Source organism: Marinovum sp. 2_MG-2023, from assembly GCF_030548265.1.
In the GTDB taxonomy this organism is placed as follows: Bacteria; Pseudomonadota; Alphaproteobacteria; order Rhodobacterales; family Rhodobacteraceae; genus Marinovum.
Genome location: NZ_JAUOSD010000008.1, coordinates 97,878 through 114,252 on the forward strand (window position 1 = coordinate 97,878; position 16,375 = coordinate 114,252).

Below are 16,375 nucleotides of genomic sequence, written 5' to 3' on the forward strand. Positions count from 1 at the left end.
ATATGTTGTGGTCACTTTTGAAAATTCTCGTCTTTGTTGCCGTTGTTGCGGCAATTTCCTGGGGCGCTGGCTGGCTTTTGGAATACGACGGCGCGGGTCTGCGCGTAACGTTCAACGGCCAGGAATTCACCTTTACCGCGCTTCAGGCCGTCATGGCGCTGGCGGCGCTACTGGTTGTGCTTTGGTTGCTGCTGAAAGTGGCATCGTTCCTTGTGGCGCTGTTGCGCTTTGTGAATGGCGATGAAACGGCGCTGTCGCGGTATTTTGACCGCAATCGCGAACGCAAAGGTGTGCGCGCCCTGAGCGAAGGTTTGATGGCGCTGGCGTCGGGTGAGGGGAAATTGGCGATGGCCAAGGCCGCCAAAGCCGAACGCTATTTGCAGAAGCCGGAATTGACCAATCTCTTGACCGCACAGGCAGCAGAGATGGCTGGCGACCGTGCCAAGGCCGAAGCGGTTTACAAAAAGCTGGTCACAGACGAAAGCACACGCTTTGTCGGCGTGCGTGGCATCATGAAACAGCGGCTGGCCGATGGCGACACCGATACCGCGCTGAAACTGGCGGAACGTGCCTTTGCGATCAAGCCGCGCCACGAGGAAACCCAGGATATTCTGCTGAAATTGCAGGCGGAAAAAGCGGACTGGGCCGGGGCACGCAAGACATTGAATGCCAAGCTGAAACACGGAAGTTTGCCACGGGATGTGCACCGTCGTCGCGATGCGGTTCTGGCGCTGTCCGAGGCCCGCGATATTGCCGATGCCGCAAGCAGCATCGAAAAGCGCGAAGCGGCAATCGAAGCCAACCGTTTGTCACCCGAGCTGATCCCGGCGGCGGTGATGGCGGCGCGCAGCTATATCGAACAGGGCAAGCCGAAATATGCCCTGCGCGTGTTGAAAAAGGCGTGGGAGGCCCAGCCGCATCCCGATTTGGCCGCGACATTTGCCGCCATCGCCCCGGATGAAACCCCGGCAGAGCGGATCAAGCGGTTCCAGCACCTGTTCAAACTGGCTCCGAACCACCGCGAAACCCAGCTGTTGCAGGCTGAACTGCATATCGCGGATGAGAATTTCCCGGCGGCACGTCGTGCATTGGGGGATTTGGCCGAAAACGATCCCGATGCGCGGGTTCTGACCGTGATGGCCGCGATTGAACGTGGCGAGGGCGCGTCGGATGCGGTGATCCGGGGATGGCTGGCGCGGGCGTTGACCGCACCACGTGGCCCGCATTGGGTCTGCGGAAACTGCTCGAATATCCAGGGCGAATGGACAGCGGTTTGTGGCAATTGCGGTGCGTTGGATACGCTCAGCTGGACCACACCGCCGGCGGACACAACGTCGAATGGCGCTGACAGTGCCATGTTGCCGCTGATCGTTGGCGCGATCGAGGATCAGTCCGCCGCTGCCATGACCGCCACGGATGAGGTCGATGGTTTTGGGGATGATACGGTTGTCGCCAGCGAGGCCGAGATGACCGAAGCTGAAGATGCCGAAGTGATCGAGGCCAGCACGGTGGACGATACAGAGTCAGCCAAGGATACCGCGCGGACCTGACGGGTCGGCGCGCCGCTCAGGCGTCGGGGTCAGGCGTCGTGATCAAGCGTCGGGGGCGATCCCCCCGGCGGGCCGGGCGGTATCAGATTGCGCGTGGTCCCCGGTGGTTTGGGGGCTGCAAAACATGTCATAGATCACTTCCATGATCTTGCGCGGGCGATCATCGCTCAGGGAATAATAGATCGCCTTGCCATCACGGCGCGGCGTGACCAGACCCTCCAGCCGCAGGCGCGACAATTGTTGCGACACCGCAGCCTGACGGGCAGACAAAAGAGCCTCCAGCTCGGTCACCGATTTTTCGCCGGTGGCCAGATGGCACAGGATCATCAATCGCCCCTCATGGCCAATCGCCTTCAGGAAATTTGCCGCGCGGGTGGCATTGGCCGTCATATCGGCCGGGTCCGTGGGCGGAAGCCCGTTGATATCCGCGGGTGCGTCGGCGTCGCCAAGGTGATCTGTGGTGTGCATTATCCTGCGGTCTCTGTTGTCGTGGCGTCCCGGATCATCCGGCCCAGCAACCCCCAAAAGAAGTCTTCGCCGGGATAACCCTCGATCCGCGCGCTTTCCTGTCCGTCGACCACCAGAACAAAGGTCGGTGTGAACTGAAAGCTACGGGCAAATTCAATTGTCTCGGGGGGATTGTCGCGAATGTCGATCCGCATCAGCGGTGCGGCGCGCCCCTCGGGTGTTTTGGGATAAATCGGCGCGATGTCGGCATTCCAACGGGCGCACCAGATGCACCCCGGCTCTTCGACCATGATCAGGGACATGTCCGCACGCAACGGCCCCGCCGACAGCCAAAGCGCCGACAGGATTGCGCATAGAAATCCGAAGATCACAGAGGGTTGCAATTGACCGAACATTGACAAACAACATAATTTGAATATGTGAATTTTACAAGCAAGGCGGTGGGTGATGTTCGACGTCACAATCATGGGGGCGATGTTGGCTGGGCTTTTGTCCTTCTTGTCGCCCTGTATCCTGCCGATTGTGCCATTTTACCTAAGCTATCTGGCCGGGGTCAGTATGAACCAGGTCCGCGCGGACGCGAAATTGTCGGGCGCGGTGCGGCTGCGCGCCGTTCTGGCGGCGCTGGCGTTTTCGCTGGGGGTGATCACGGTGTTCATGGGGCTGGGCGCAACCGCCAGCCTGTTTGGCCAGGTGGTGCGCGACTATTTCGATGTTCTGCGCTGGTTGGCGGCGGCGGTCATCATCGTGATGGGGCTGCATTTCCTGGGGGTGGTCCGCATTGGCATTCTCTATCGCCAATTTCGCGCCGATGCCGGGGAAACCAGCAATCTCAGCCTTGTTGGGGCTTATGTGATCGGGCTGGCCTTTGCCTTTGGCTGGACGCCCTGTGTCGGGCCGATTCTGGCGGCGATTCTGTTCACCGCTGCGGGGCAGGATACGGCGGGGACTGGCGCGATGCTGTTGTTTGTATATGGTTTGGGCATGACATTGCCGTTTATCGTGGCGGCGATGTTCATCGGGCCATTCATGGCCTGGATGGCGCGATTCCGCCGGCATTTGCCGCTGGTGGAACGGCTAATGGGGGTGTTGTTGATTGTTTTTGGCGTGCTGATCGCCACCAATTCCATTAGCTACATTGCCCAATGGATGTTGGAGACCTTTCCGGTCTTCATGAAAATCGGCTAAGGCGAGCCGGGGAGGGGAGCCATGAAACACCTGATAGCGATTTTGACCGCCACGCTGCTGGCGCTGCCGGTGGCCGCGGCCGAGCTGGGCGATGATGGTCTGCACAAGGCCGATTGGATGCGCGACACGTTCAAGGATCTGCGCGAAGATCTGGAAGAGGCGGGTGCCGAGGGCAAGCGGCTTGTGCTGATGTTCGAACAACGCGGCTGTATCTATTGCACCAAGATGCATGAAGAGGTGTTCCCGCGCGACGACATCACCAAGATGATCGAAGACAATTACTTTGTTGTGCAATTGAACCTGCATGGCGATATCGAAGTGACCGATTTCGACGGCGAGGTTCTGAGCGAAAAGAACATGGCGCGCAAATGGGGGCTTTTGTTCACCCCGACGCTGATGTTCCTGCCGGAAGAGGTGCCCGAAGACACCAGCGCCCCGCGCGCCGCCGTCGCCGTCATGCCGGGGGCTTTTGGGGCCGGAACAACGCTGGACATGTTTACATGGGTGGTAGAAAAGAGATACCTGCTTGATAACGAAGAGGATTTCCAACGCTACCACGCCCGCCGCATTCAGGAACGCAACAACGGCTCTACTGACTGAGGTCGGCGGTGCAGCGTGACCTTGTGGATTTGACGTTGTGCGAAGGCAGATTTCTACATTAGGCTATGTCCAGCCAGCCGAAATAAAGACGACAAGGCAGCGACCCAGGGAGGGAACATGAGGTTTATGACCATTACACTGGCGATTGCCGCACTGGCAGTGCCAGCGGCCTTTGCCGGAGAGATCGCACCGGGTGATGTCCAATATGACGACTATGGCGCAATATCGGTCTCTTTGTCCGGTGCGCCCGGTGATGCCGCCAATGGCGCGCTGATCATGAAAACCAAATCCAAGGGCAATTGCATTTCCTGCCACGCGGTCACGGAACTGGCCGATGCGCCCTTCCATGGCGAGGTCGGGCCGGGTCTGGATGGGGTTGGGTCGCGCTGGGAAGAGGCCGAAATTCGCGGCATCGTCGCCAATGCCAAGATGACCTACGACGGCACAATGATGCCGGCATTCTACAAAACCAGCGGCTATATCCGCCCCGGTAACGCGTTCAGCGGCAAGGCAGGCACCGAACCCTTGCCGCCGCTTCTGACGGCGCAGGACATCGAAGATGTCGTCGCCTTCCTGATGACGCTGCAAGACGAATGACGCCAGATCGGCCAATTGCCGCATCTGAGAGATCAAGGAGAGCAAAAATGGACTTTACACGACGCGAAACGCTGGCGCTGGCTGCCGGTGCTGCGCTTCTGACCGTCCTGCCGTTCCGTGCCTTTGCGGCGGTGGACGATCTGATTGCCGAATTCACCGGCGGTGCCGAGACAGGCGAAGGCGGGCTGGAGCTGACAGCGCCGGAAATCGCGGAAAACGGCAATACGGTGCCAATCGCCGTGTCGGCCCCCGGCGCAGTGGCGATTTCGATTTATGCGGCGGGCAACCCGGCCCCCCCGGTGGGCGTGTTCAAATTCGGCCCGCTGGCCGCAAGCCAGAATGCATCAACCCGCATTCGTCTGGCCGGGACACAGGATGTGATTGCCGTGGCGCAGATGGCCGACGGCAGCTTTGTGCGAACCTCCAAGACCGTCAAGGTCACTATCGGCGGCTGCGGCGGCTAAGAGACAAAGGGAGCAATATCATGGCAGACGGTGTAAAACCCCGCGTCAAAGTACCAAAATCCGCCAGCGCAGGCGAGACAATCGAAATCAAGACCCTGATCAGCCACATCATGGAATCCGGTCAGCGCAAGGATGGCGATGGCAATGTCATTCCGCGGTCGATCATCAATCGGTTTACCTGTGATTTCAACGGCCAGAACGTGATCGACATCGCGATGGAACCGGCGATTTCGACCAATCCATATTTTCAATTCGAAGCCACAGTTCCCGAAGCCGGTGAATTCAAATTCACTTGGTACGACGACGACGGCTCGGTCTATGAAGAAACCAAGTCGATTTCGGTCGGCTAAATACCCCAGTCCGTTCCGGGATTTGCCGGGGCGGGCGCGCCATCTGACCCCTGACACAGGGGCGGAACAGCCAAAGGGAGGGAACAGATGACAACCAAGGCAATGACGGCAATAGCTGCACTGCTGATCGCCGCGACACCGCTGATTGCGGGGGGCGCCGATGACGACAAGCTGGTGATCAACGAAGAGTTGGAGATGACATCGAAAACTGCCGCGCCAGAGCATCTTTCGGATGCCTTTGACGAGGTGATTTCGGGCTGGCACTTCCGCACCGATGAAACCCAGGCGCTGCAACTGGATGATTTCGACAATCCAGCCATGATTTTCGTCGATCAGGCGATTGACGCCTATGATGTCGTCGAAGGTGCGGCCGGCGAAAGCTGTGCCTCTTGTCATGGGGATGTCGAAACATTCAAAGGTCTGACCGCGGCGATGCCCAAGGTCGATGCGGATGGCAATCTGGTTGTGATGGAAGATCTGATCAACGAATGCCGTACCGATCGGATGCAGGCGGATGCATGGAAATGGTCCGGCGCCGATATGCAGGCCATGGTGGCGCTGATTGGTGTGCAATCGCGCGGCATGCCGATGAGCGTGGCAATCGACGGTGAAGCGGCCCCGTTCTGGGAGCAGGGCAAAGAGATGTATTATACGCGCTATGGCCAGCTGGAGCTGAGCTGCGCCAATTGCCATGAAGACAATTATGGCAATTACATCCGCGCCGATCACCTGTCTCAGGGCCAGACCAATGGTTTCCCGGTCTATCGTTTGAAACAGGCCAAACTGATATCCAAGCACAACCGGTTCCGGGGCTGTATCCGCGATACCCGTGCGGAAACATTTGCCGAAGGTTCGGACGAATTCCGCGCTCTTGAGCTTTATGTCGCGTCGCGCGGCAACGGGCTTTCGCTGGAAACGCCGGCGGTGCGTCAGTAACCCATTTGCCCCGCGCCGGATGAAGTGGCGCGGGGTTTGACGCCCAATATGAATTCACATATGCGCATGTGACTCTGCTGACAAAGGGAACCCCGCATGATCTCTCGTCGTGATTTTCTTCAGGTGTCGATGGCGGCCTCTGCGATGCTGGGGGCTTCGGGTTTTGGCAATTGGTCGCGGTTGGCGGCGCAACAGCGCCTGACCCAGGATCAATTGCTGGAATTCGATACCTTCGGCAACGTGTCCCTGATCCATGTGACCGATATTCATGCCCAGTTGAAACCGATCTTTTTCCGGGAACCTTCGGTCAATATTGGCGTTGGTGAAAACCGGGGGGCGGTGCCGCATCTGACCGGCGCAGATTTCCGCCGTGCTTATGGCATCGAAGATGGCAGCGCGTCACATTATGCGCTGTCTTCGGGCGATTTTTCGGCGCTGGCCGGGGCCTATGGCCGGGTTGGCGGGCTGGATCGGGTGGCGACGGTCATCAATTCCATTCGCGCCGCACGGCCCGATGCCTTGTTGCTGGATGGCGGCGACACCTGGCACGGGTCTTACACCTGTTTCCAGACTCAGGGTCAGGACATGGTCAACGTGATGAACGCGTTGAAACCGGACGCGATGACGTTTCACTGGGAATTCACCCTTGGTTCTGATCGCGTGCACGAGATTGTCGAAGGTCTGCCATTTGCCGCGCTGGGCCAGAACATTTTTGACGCCGAATGGGATGAGCCGGCGGAACTGTTTCCGCCGTACAAATTCTTTGAACGTGGCGGCACCAAAATCGCGGTGATTGGTCAGGCCTTTCCCTATATGCCGATCGCCAATCCCGGCTGGTTGTTCCCGGAATACAGCTTTGGCATTCGCGATGCGCATATGCAGGCGATGGTGGACGAGGTGCGCGCCCAAGGCGCCGAGCTGGTGGTGTGTCTGTCGCACAACGGGTTTGACGTTGACAAGAAGATGGCCGGCGTTGTGACCGGCATTGATGTGATCCTGTCCGGCCATACCCATGACGCCCTGCCAGAGCCTGTGTTGGTGAATGACACGATCATTGTCGCATCCGGGTCAAACGGCAAATTTGTCAGCCGCGTCGATCTGGATGTGCGCGATGGCCATTTGCTGGGTTTTCGGCACAAGCTGATCCCGATTTTTTCCGATGTCATCACCCCCGATCCCGAAATCGCGACCTTGATCGAGGCCGAGCGCGCCCCGTTCAAATCGCAATTGGAAGAGGTGATCGGCCAGTCCGAAAGCCTGTTGTATCGCCGGGGCAATTTCAACGGTTCCTGGGATGATCTGATTTGCGACGCATTGCTGAGCGAGCGTGAGGCAGAGATTGCCCTGTCGCCCGGTGTGCGCTGGGGGCCGTCGATCCTGCCCGGTCAGGACATCACCCGCGAAGACATCTGGAACGTCACGTCGATGACCTATCCTAACGCCTATCGCACGGAAATGACCGGGGAATTCTTGAAAGTGGTGCTAGAGGATGTGGGCGACAACATCTTCAACCCCGATCCCTATTACCAACAGGGCGGCGATATGGTGCGGGTCGGTGGCATGGGCTATCGGATCGACATCACCAAACCACAAGGCTCGCGGATCAGCGACATGACGCTGTTGAAAACCGGCGAAGCGATTGATCCAGCGCGCAATTACGTTGTGGCCGGCTGGGCCTCGGTCAATGAGGGCACAGAAGGGCCGCCGATCTGGGATGTGGTGGAAAACCACATTCGCGCCAAGGGCAGTGTCGCAGTGGAGCCAAACACATCGGTGCAAGTGGTCGGCGGCTGAGGCCGACCAAACGCGCGCCTCGCCAGTTTCACTCCGAAGGGGTCGAAAGGAGGGTCGAGATGTCAGAAAAGCGACCAAAAGGCACGTCGCGCCGCGCCTTTCTGCGTGGGGGGGGGGCCGCCGCCGGGGCGGTGGCCGCCGGACCGATGCGGGCCGAAACCCCGGACCCGCTGATTACAGAGGTTCAGGATTGGGCCAGCGGGCTGGGCACCGGTGTGGACGAGGTGCCTTATGGTTTGCCGATCGAATTCGAGGCCGACGTGCGACGCCGCAATGTGCCCTGGTTGACTGCCGACACGAAATCTTCGGTCAATTTTACCCCAATTCATGCGCTGGACGGGACAATCACCCCACAGGGCTGTGGTTTTGAACGGCACCATTCCGGCGCGATCACCCTGCACAAAGACGACTATCGCCTGATGGTGCATGGGCTGGTCGAGCGGCCGTTGGTGTTCACCTATGCGGATCTGGAGCGGTTTCCGCGCGAAAATCACGTCTATTTCTGCGAATGCGCTGCGAACAGTGGCATGGAATGGGCCGGGGCCCAGTTGAACGGCGCGCAATATACCCACGGCATGATCCACAATATGGAATATACCGGCGTGCCCCTGCGCGCGCTGCTGAACGAGGCCGGGATCAGCGGCGAACTGTCGGACAAGTGGATCTATGTCGAAGGGGCGGATGCGGCCTCGAACGGGCGGTCGATCCCGCTGGCCAAGGCGCTCGACGATGTTCTTGTCGCGTTCAAGGCCAATGGCGAGGCGCTGCGCCGCGAACATGGTTATCCTGTGCGGCTTGTGGTGCCGGGATGGGAAGGCAACCTCTGGATCAAATGGCTGCGCCGGATCGAGGTGACGAATGCCCCGGTCGAAAGCCGCGAGGAAACCAGCAAATATACCGATACGCTGGCCGATGGCACCGCCCGCAAATGGACCTGGGTGATGGATGCGAAATCGGTGATCACCGCCCCATCGCCGCAAATGCCGGTCCAGTACGGCACCGGCCCGCTGGTCATTACTGGCATGGCGTGGTCCGGGCATGGGCGGATCACCCGGGTCGATGTGTCAATAGACGGTGGCAAAACGTGGGAAATCGCGCGATTGGACCGCGCCGGCGAGGCCAAGGCGCTATGTCGGTTTTACCTTGATACGACATGGGACGGCGGCGAGATGCTGTTGCAATCCCGCGCGATGGACGAAACCGGATATGTCCAGCCAACCAAGAACCAGCTTCGTGCGGTGCGCGGCGAAAATTCGGTCTATCACAACAACGGTATCCAGACCTGGCATGTGGCGACGAGCGGCGAGGTCGAAAATGTCGAAGTCACCTGAGGTCGGCCTGCTGCATATGCTTTGGCTTGGTCTGGCTTTGGCGGCTGGGGGCGCCAGCGCCGATACCCTGGGGCTTGGCCGTCCTGCTTTGGCCGAAGAAATCGCCGCCTGGGATCTGGATGTCCGCCCCGATGGCACGGGCCTGCCGCCCGGTTCCGGGGATGTCCTGACAGGCGAGGGCGTTTTTGCCGAAAAATGCGCCACCTGTCATGGTGATTTCGGTGAAGGGGTGGGCAATTGGCCAGAGGTGGCCGGCGGGCAGGGCACCCTTGCCAACAAAGACCCGGTCAAAACTGTCGGCAGCTATTGGCCTTATCTGTCAACGCTTTGGGACTATGTCCACCGCTCGATGCCCTATGGCGCGGCCCAGACGCTTTCGCCGGATGAGGTCTATGCCATCGCCGCCTATATCCTCTATTCTAATGACATCGTGGATGAGGAATTTAGCCTGAACGCCACGAATTTCACCGGGATCACGATGCCAAATGCCGATGGTTTTGTCGTCGATGACCGTGCCGTCCGCGAATATGATGTGTGGCGCGTTGCGCCCTGTATGGCGGAATGCAAGGACAGCGTCACCATCACCATGCGCGCCACGGCGCTGGATGTGACCCCCAGGGATGACGTGGCCACGGCGGCACCTGTCGATCTGATCGCCAAGGGCCAAAGGCTGTTCAGCACATGCAAATCCTGCCATGAAATCGGCGAAGGTGCGAAAAACCGCAGTGGCCCCATGCTGACCGGGATCGTTGGCCGGGCGGCGGGCGCGGTCGATGGGTTCCGATATTCCAAGGCGCTGATAGCCGCGGCCGGTGACGGGCTGATCTGGGACGAGCGTGCCCTGGACGGGTTTTTGGCCGCGCCCAGAGATTATCTGAACGGCAGCAAAATGGTGTTTGCCGGAATTACGAACCAAGAGGACCGCAAAGCGGTAATCGCCTATCTGAAATCACATTCGGCCCAAGGAGACACCAGATGAAATGGCTTTTTGCCTGTGCGTTGGCCGCAGCCCCGGCATGGGCCAGCGATTACGCCGTGACCTATCCCTATGACGGGAGTTTCGAGGACGCGCTGTTCAGCGTCGAAAGCGCGATTATCGGTGCGGGGTTGGTGATTGATCACCGCAGCCACACCGGCGAGATGCTGGAACGCACCCGCGCGGATGTCGGGGGGGCAAAACTGTTTGATGGGGCGGAAATTTTCATGTTCTGCTCGGCCACGGTATCGCGCGAGGTGATGGAACAAGACCCGGATCTGATCGCGTTTTGCCCCTATGCGATGTTTGTCACCGACCGCGACGGCAGCGTCGAAATCGGCTATCGCACCTATCCCGACGGGCCGATGGACGCGGTCGAGGATCTGTTGGACACAATTGCGCAAGAGGCGCTGGCGTTCTAAACGCCGTAATCCCCGCCCAGATGCTTTTCGCCCCGTTTGCGCGCCAGTTCGATCTGTTTCTGGCGCTCGCGGAACCGGATCTTGTCGGCATCGCTGGTTTCATCAATACACTGGTGACAGGATACGCCGTGTTCGTAATCGGCGTGGTCGCGATCCTCGGGCAGGATCGGCCGACGGCAGGCATGGCACAACAGATGCGGCCCCTCGCGCAGGCCATGGCCCACGGAAACCCGGCCATCAAAGACAAAACAATCGCCCTGCCATGTGCTGTCGGTTTCGGGCACCTCTTCCAAGTATTTCAGGATACCACCGCGCAGGTGAAATACATCCTCGACCCCCTGACCCATCAGGTAATTGGTCGATTTTTCGCAACGTATGCCGCCGGTACAGAACATCGCGATCTTCTTGTTGTGAAAACGCTGCTTGTTCGCCTCCCACCATGCTGGAAAATCCCGGAAACTGGCGGTTTCGGGATCGACCGCGCCCTCAAAGGTGCCAATCGCCACCTCGTAATCGTTGCGGGTGTCGATCACGGCGACATCGGGGCTTTGGATCAGTGCATTCCAATCCGCCGGATCGACATATTGGCCCGTGCCAGCACGCGGATCGACGTCGGGTTGGCCCATGGTCACGATTTCACGTTTCAAGCGCACTTTCATCCGGGCAAAGGGCGGTGCGCTGGCGCTGCTTTCCTTATGCACCAGATCGGCACAGCCGGGCAGGGCGCGAATATGGCCCAGCACCGCGTCAATGCCATCGCGCGTGCCGGCGATGGTGCCATTGATCCCCTCTTGCGCCAACAACAGGGTGCCGGTGACGCCCTGTGTGTGACACAGATCTTTCAGCGGCCCCTGCAATGCGGCGGGATCGTCAAATCGGGTAAAGTGATAAAGCGCGGCAACGGTAAACATGGGGTTTCGCATAATCCTGTCATGACAAAAGGACAATGGGGTTGGCGGCTATTGCGCGGCAATCGCCAGCCCATGCACCACGGCGGTGAACACTTCGGCGGTTTCCTGACGGGCCTCGGGGATGCGGCTGGCCAGCGCCTGGCGCACGCCCGACAACAGGCTGGAGCCGCCGACGAATACCACCATATCCACCTGATCCGGGGCGCAATCTGCGTCGCGCAGGGTGGCCAGCGCCATGTCCCCAATGCGATTGGCGGCCTCGGCCAGTTCTGTCTGCATTTGCAGGTTCCACAGATCCACATGCAGGCCGCGTTCGATCACATCCAGCCGGATATCGCCACGTTCGCTGTCGTTGGCCGCGATTTTGCCGGCCTCGACCGCATAGGCAATGTCATGGCCCAGATGCATATCCAGCACCTCGGCAAGCCGTTCAAATAATTCCGGTTTTTTCGCCAGCCGCACCCAGCGTTTCACCTCGCGCAGCGTCGCCGGATCATAGACAAAGGCGATCTTTTCCCAACTGGCCAGATCGTTGAACAGGGCGCGCGGCGCGCTGTGAACCTTGTCACCAAATTCCGCCCCGATTTCTGCGCCATGGCCCAAAAGCGGCATCACATGCCCCAGGCTGAGACTGCGGTCAAAATCGGTGCCGCCAAGCCGCAAACCCCGGCTGGCAATCACCTGGGTTTCGCCGCCTTTGCGCTCACACAGGGTGAAATCCGATGTCCCGCCGCCAATATCGACAATCAGCATCCGGCCATCGCCCGCAACGGCCAGCGCCGCCGCTTCAGGCTCTGGCAGGAATTCGACATCGCGAAATCCCGCCAGCTGATAGGCTTGGCGCAGATCAACCTCGGCTTGTGCATCCTTTTCGCGCGATTCGGAATGAAACATCACCGGTCGGCCGGACATCGCAACATCAAAGCTCTGCCCGGTCAGATGTTCCGACCGCGTGCGGATTTCCGCCAGAAACCGGCCGATGATTTCGATCAATGTCAGGCGCTCGTTCAGGAAACGGCGCTTTTCCTGTGCCAGCGGCGTGCCAAGGATGCTTTTCAATCCGCGCATGAACCGGCCATCCTGGCCTTCCATCATCGCGCGCGCGGCGGCCTCGCCATAGATGAATTTCTGGTCGGCAAAATCGACAAATACCGCGGTCGGCAGGGTCTGGGCGCCATCTTCCAGCGGAAGTGTAACGGGCCGCCCATCGGCCATGATGCCCGCCCCGGTGTTCGAGGTTCCGAAATCTATTCCAAGCCGCGCCATTCCCGCCCCCGATTTATCAGCGAGCGGCGGTCATAGCGCCAAGTCTGCCCCATGGCAATTCCGATCCGCGGAATCTAAGCTGTGGATGACATTGGTTTTCAGGAGGCCAACGATGCGTGCTCTTATCGTGATTGACGTGCAAAACGATTTCTGTCCCGGCGGGGCGCTTGCGGTGGCAGAAGGCGACAAAATCGTCGCCCCGATCAACGCGCTGATGCCGGATTTCGATGCGGTGATCCTGACCCAGGATTGGCACCCGGCGGGGCATTCGTCCTTTGCCACCTCTCATCCGGGCCAATCCCCGTTTTCGGTGATCGACATGCCATATGGGCCCCAGGTTCTGTGGCCGGAACATTGCATTCAGGGCACCATCGGCGCCGAGCTTGACGCCGGATTGCACAGCGACCGTGCCGATCTGATCATTCGCAAGGGGTTTCGCCCCGCGATCGACAGCTATTCCGCGTTTTTTGAAAACGACCATGACACCCCCACCGGGCTTGAGGGATATTTGCGCAACCGCGATATTTCCGAGCTGACGATGGTTGGGCTGGCCTTGGATTTCTGTGTCGCGTTTTCCGCGGTGGATGCAGCCAAACTTGGCTTTCACGTCACGGTTCTGCGCGATTATTGCCGGGCCATCGACCTCGACGGTTCGCTGGCCGGGGCCGAAACAAACATGCGGGATGCGGGCGTTTCCCTGCGCTGACCCCCCCTCTTTCGAAAGGCTCAACCATGGTTGATATCGCCACCCGCGTCTGGAACCACAAATGGAAGATCGACCCGATTGTGCGGTCGCTGATCGACACGGATTTCTATAAACTTCTGATGTGCCAATCGGTGTTTCGCAACAAACCCGATACACAGGTGACGTTTTCCCTGATCAACCGCAGCAAACATATCCGTCTGGCCGATCTGATCGACGAAGGCGAATTGCGCGAGCAGCTTGATCATATCCGATCGCTGTCGCTGACCCGTGGCGAAAGCACCTGGCTGCGTGGTAATATGTTCTATGGCAAACGGTCGATGTTCCGCCCGGATTTCATGGAATGGTTCGAAAACCTGCGGCTGCCGCCCTATCATCTGGAAAAACGCGATGGCCAATATGAACTGACCTTCGAAGGCTCCTGGCCAGAGGTGATGCTGTGGGAAATCCCGGCCCTGGCGGTGCTGATGGAGTTGCGCGGCCGCGCGGTTCTCAACGACATGGGCCGGTTCGAGCTGCAAGTGCTCTATGCCCAGGCGATGACAAAGCTTTGGGAAAAGGTCAAACAGCTGCGGTCCGTCGACAATCTGCGCATCGCCGATTTCGGCACCCGCCGACGGCATTCGTTTTTGTGGCAGGATTGGTGCGTTCAGGCCATGACCGAGGGGCTGGGCCAGAAATTTGTCGGCACCTCCAATTGTCTGATCGCCAAGAACCGCGATCTCGAGGCGATCGGCACCAATGCCCATGAATTGCCGATGGTCTATGCGGCGCTGGCGCCCGACGACGCCGCGCTGGCCCGCGCCCCTTATGACGTGTTGGCCGATTGGCACGAAGAGCATGAGGGCAATCTGCGGATGATCCTTCCCGACACCTATGGCACCAAAGGATTTCTCGACAAGGCGCCGGATTGGCTGGCGGGTTGGACCGGTATCCGCATCGACAGCGGCGATCCGGCCAAGGCGGCAGAAGCTGCAATCGAATGGTGGCAATCCCGCGGCGAAGACCCGCGCGAAAAGCTGGTGATTTTCTCTGACGGGTTGGATGTCGATTCAATTGCAGCGCTTCAGACGCAATTCGCGGGCCGGGTTCGGGTGTCTTTCGGCTGGGGCACCAATCTGACCAATGACTTTCGCGGGCTGGTGCCGGACGGCGGGCTGGATGCATTCTCGCTGGTGTGCAAGGCGGTCACCGCCAACGGCCAACCCACGGTGAAACTGTCCGATAACCCGGAAAAGGCGATGGGCCCGGCCGAGGAAATCGCGCGCTACAAACGCGTGTTCGGCGTCGGAGAGCAGGAGCGGATCGAGGTGGTGGTGTAGTTGGGCGGGCTCACTCCTCCACCTTCCCCCGCATCGCCTTGACCTCGCCGCGCTTCTTCTTCGCATCCACCCGCTTGCGTTTCTGGTTCTGCGACACCCGCGTTGCGATCCGCCGTTTCGGGCGTTCCAGCGCCTTCAGGATCATCTGCACCAGCCGCTCGCGGGCAATCTCGCGGTTGCGGGCCTGGGATCGGGTGTCTTCCACTTGGATCACCAGCGCGCCATCCCGCGTCCATTTGCGCCCGGCAATCCGCTCCAGCCGCCGCTTGACCGGATCGGCCAGATTCGGCGACCGCGCAGCTTCAAACCGCAATTCCACCGCCGTGGACACTTTGTTCACGTTCTGGCCGCCAGGGCCCGACGATCGGGTGAACTGTTCGCTCATCTCCCAATCGGCCAATTCGATGTGATCATTGATGCGAAGGGTCATTGGGGCCACCTGTAGCACGTCTGCAACTGCTTTACCGCAGAAGCGCACTCTGGGACAAGAAGGCCGAAATCGACCTTTCATCTGACCAAAAATATCCCGGGGGTGAGGCCAAAGGCCGAGGGGGCTGGCCCCCTTTTGCAAATCCCGCTTCAAATCCCGTATTCGCGCCAGCAAACGAAAAGAGCCATGCCGCTTGGCATGGCTCTTCGAGATTGTCAGGAGGTGGGGCCGGTTAGGTCCTACCAATTCGAGGGTATTCTCTCCCCCAAGGGCTGCCTCAGAGGACGCCCCCTCGAACTGTTCCGACGCCTTTCTCCAATACCTCTCTCGACACTGAAGCACCTCCTTTCAATTTTGTTTCCACACTCGAATCATGGCACGGAAGATCAAAATCGCAAAAGGAAATTTTCAGACAATCGCGCGATTTTGCGAAAGTCGCGCAACGATTGCCCGAAATGGCACCAATGCCAGCAACGACACCGTCAGTTTTACCAGCCAATCCGCAAAGGCCAGCGTGACCCACAGCGGAACCGCCGCGCCAACATTCATGAACGGCATCGGCTCCCACGCCCAGGCGATTGCGGAATCGGCCTCTGCGCCAAACAGGGTGATCGCGGCGGAAAAGCCGATGGCGAAAAACAAAACGGTATCCAGGGCCGATCCCACCAGCGTGGAAATCAGGGGCGCGCGCCACCAGCGGCCGCTGCGAAAGCGGTTGAACACCGCAATGTCCGTCAGCTGCGCCACCAGGAAGGCCACACCGGATGCCACGGCAATGCGCAACGGCACGGCGGCATAGCTGTATCCGTCACCTTGCAACATGATCTGGCTGCCGATCAGCGAACAGATCACACCGGTGACAAATCCGGCAAAGACCACCCGCCGGGCCGGTCCGGCGCCATAGACGCGGTTCATCACGTCAGTGACAAGAAACGCCAGCGGATAGGTAAACGCCCCCCAGGTCAGGAGGCCGTCAAGAATCAGAAATTGAACGAGGACGTTCGAGGCCACGACAATCGCGGCCATGGCAATAATGCCAGGAAGATGGGTGCGGTTCATATTTGATG

At 59.5% G+C, this 16,375-nt stretch carries 19 protein-coding genes; 13 read left to right on the forward strand and 6 right to left on the reverse strand.

The genetic code is table 11. From position 1 onward, the window contains the following. Positions 1–2: 2 nt before the first annotated feature. Positions 3–1,550, forward strand: a complete 1,548-nt coding sequence (locus tag Q4577_RS11395; protein WP_303468083.1) for a heme biosynthesis protein HemY — start codon at positions 3–5, stop codon at positions 1,548–1,550. A gap of 42 nt (positions 1,551–1,592) precedes the next feature. Here Q4577_RS11395 and Q4577_RS11400 read toward each other — a convergent pair whose 3' ends face one another. Together Q4577_RS11400 and Q4577_RS11405 are read right to left on the reverse strand one after the other, a co-directional pair. After that, a complete protein-coding gene (locus Q4577_RS11400) occupies positions 1,593–1,940 on the reverse strand; it encodes a helix-turn-helix transcriptional regulator (RefSeq protein ID WP_303468420.1) in 348 nt (115 codons plus the stop codon). Between the two features lie 77 nt (positions 1,941–2,017). Next, a complete protein-coding gene (locus Q4577_RS11405; RefSeq protein WP_303468085.1) occupies positions 2,018–2,413 on the reverse strand; it encodes a hypothetical protein in 396 nt (131 codons plus the stop codon). 52 nt (positions 2,414–2,465) lie between these two features. On the opposite strand from Q4577_RS11405, the gene Q4577_RS11410 reads away from it, so the two are divergent. The 10 genes from Q4577_RS11410 (at position 2,466) to Q4577_RS11455 (ending at position 10,676) form a co-directional block, all read left to right on the forward strand. Further along, complete coding sequence (locus Q4577_RS11410; protein ID WP_303468086.1) at positions 2,466–3,206, forward strand: cytochrome c biogenesis CcdA family protein; 741 nt, start codon at positions 2,466–2,468, stop codon at positions 3,204–3,206. Between the two features lie 21 nt (positions 3,207–3,227). After that, complete coding sequence (locus Q4577_RS11415) at positions 3,228–3,806, forward strand: thioredoxin family protein (RefSeq protein ID WP_303468087.1); 579 nt, start codon at positions 3,228–3,230, stop codon at positions 3,804–3,806. A gap of 117 nt (positions 3,807–3,923) precedes the next feature. Next, complete coding sequence (gene soxX / locus Q4577_RS11420; RefSeq protein ID WP_244691896.1) at positions 3,924–4,403, forward strand: sulfur oxidation c-type cytochrome SoxX; 480 nt, start codon at positions 3,924–3,926, stop codon at positions 4,401–4,403. A gap of 47 nt (positions 4,404–4,450) precedes the next feature. After that, on the forward strand, positions 4,451–4,867 hold the full coding sequence (gene soxY, locus Q4577_RS11425) for a thiosulfate oxidation carrier protein SoxY (RefSeq protein ID WP_244691893.1): 417 nt from the start codon (positions 4,451–4,453) through the stop codon (positions 4,865–4,867). Positions 4,868–4,887: 20 nt separating this feature from the next. After that, positions 4,888–5,217, forward strand: a complete 330-nt coding sequence (gene soxZ / locus Q4577_RS11430; protein WP_244691891.1) for a thiosulfate oxidation carrier complex protein SoxZ — start codon at positions 4,888–4,890, stop codon at positions 5,215–5,217. An 87-nt stretch (positions 5,218–5,304) separates the two neighbouring features. Then, entirely contained in the window at positions 5,305–6,153 is an 849-nt protein-coding gene (gene soxA, locus Q4577_RS11435) for a sulfur oxidation c-type cytochrome SoxA (RefSeq protein ID WP_303468089.1), read from the forward strand. Positions 6,154–6,249: 96 nt separating this feature from the next. Beyond that, the gene (soxB, locus tag Q4577_RS11440) at positions 6,250–7,947 is read left to right on the forward strand and encodes a thiosulfohydrolase SoxB (protein ID WP_303468091.1); all 1,698 of its coding nucleotides are present in this window, start codon (positions 6,250–6,252) and stop codon (positions 7,945–7,947) included. Between the two features lie 59 nt (positions 7,948–8,006). Then, positions 8,007–9,278: a sulfite dehydrogenase gene (soxC, locus tag Q4577_RS11445; RefSeq protein ID WP_303468093.1), complete on the forward strand. Its 1,272-nt coding sequence runs from the start codon at positions 8,007–8,009 to the stop codon at positions 9,276–9,278. Further along, complete coding sequence (locus Q4577_RS11450; RefSeq protein WP_303468095.1) at positions 9,262–10,257, forward strand: c-type cytochrome; 996 nt, start codon at positions 9,262–9,264, stop codon at positions 10,255–10,257. Before soxC ends, Q4577_RS11450 begins: the two co-directional genes overlap by 17 nt. Then, a complete protein-coding gene (locus tag Q4577_RS11455) occupies positions 10,254–10,676 on the forward strand; it encodes a DUF302 domain-containing protein (protein WP_244691880.1) in 423 nt (140 codons plus the stop codon). The genes Q4577_RS11450 and Q4577_RS11455 overlap by 4 nt, the downstream gene beginning before the upstream one ends. Here Q4577_RS11455 and Q4577_RS11460 read toward each other — a convergent pair. Next, a complete protein-coding gene (locus Q4577_RS11460; RefSeq protein ID WP_303468098.1) occupies positions 10,673–11,587 on the reverse strand; it encodes a rhodanese-related sulfurtransferase in 915 nt (304 codons plus the stop codon). The two genes, Q4577_RS11455 and Q4577_RS11460, sit on opposite strands and share 4 nt — an antisense overlap. 48 nt (positions 11,588–11,635) lie before the next feature. After that, a complete protein-coding gene (locus Q4577_RS11465; RefSeq protein WP_303468100.1) occupies positions 11,636–12,853 on the reverse strand; it encodes an Hsp70 family protein in 1,218 nt (405 codons plus the stop codon). Positions 12,854–12,965: 112 nt separating this feature from the next. Here Q4577_RS11465 and pncA point away from each other — a divergent pair, with 112 nt between their 5' ends. Continuing rightward, a complete protein-coding gene (pncA, locus tag Q4577_RS11470) occupies positions 12,966–13,559 on the forward strand; it encodes a bifunctional nicotinamidase/pyrazinamidase (protein ID WP_303468101.1) in 594 nt (197 codons plus the stop codon). 26 nt (positions 13,560–13,585) lie between these two features. Next, positions 13,586–14,878: a nicotinate phosphoribosyltransferase gene (pncB, locus tag Q4577_RS11475; protein WP_303468102.1), complete on the forward strand. Its 1,293-nt coding sequence runs from the start codon at positions 13,586–13,588 to the stop codon at positions 14,876–14,878. Positions 14,879–14,888: 10 nt separating this feature from the next. Here pncB and arfB read toward each other — a convergent pair whose 3' ends face one another. Continuing rightward, complete coding sequence (gene arfB, locus Q4577_RS11480; RefSeq protein WP_303468103.1) at positions 14,889–15,308, reverse strand: alternative ribosome rescue aminoacyl-tRNA hydrolase ArfB; 420 nt, start codon at positions 15,306–15,308, stop codon at positions 14,889–14,891. Positions 15,309–15,716: 408 nt separating this feature from the next. Continuing rightward, positions 15,717–16,367: a queuosine precursor transporter gene (locus tag Q4577_RS11485; protein WP_303468104.1), complete on the reverse strand. Its 651-nt coding sequence runs from the start codon at positions 16,365–16,367 to the stop codon at positions 15,717–15,719. Positions 16,368–16,375 lie beyond the last annotated feature (8 nt).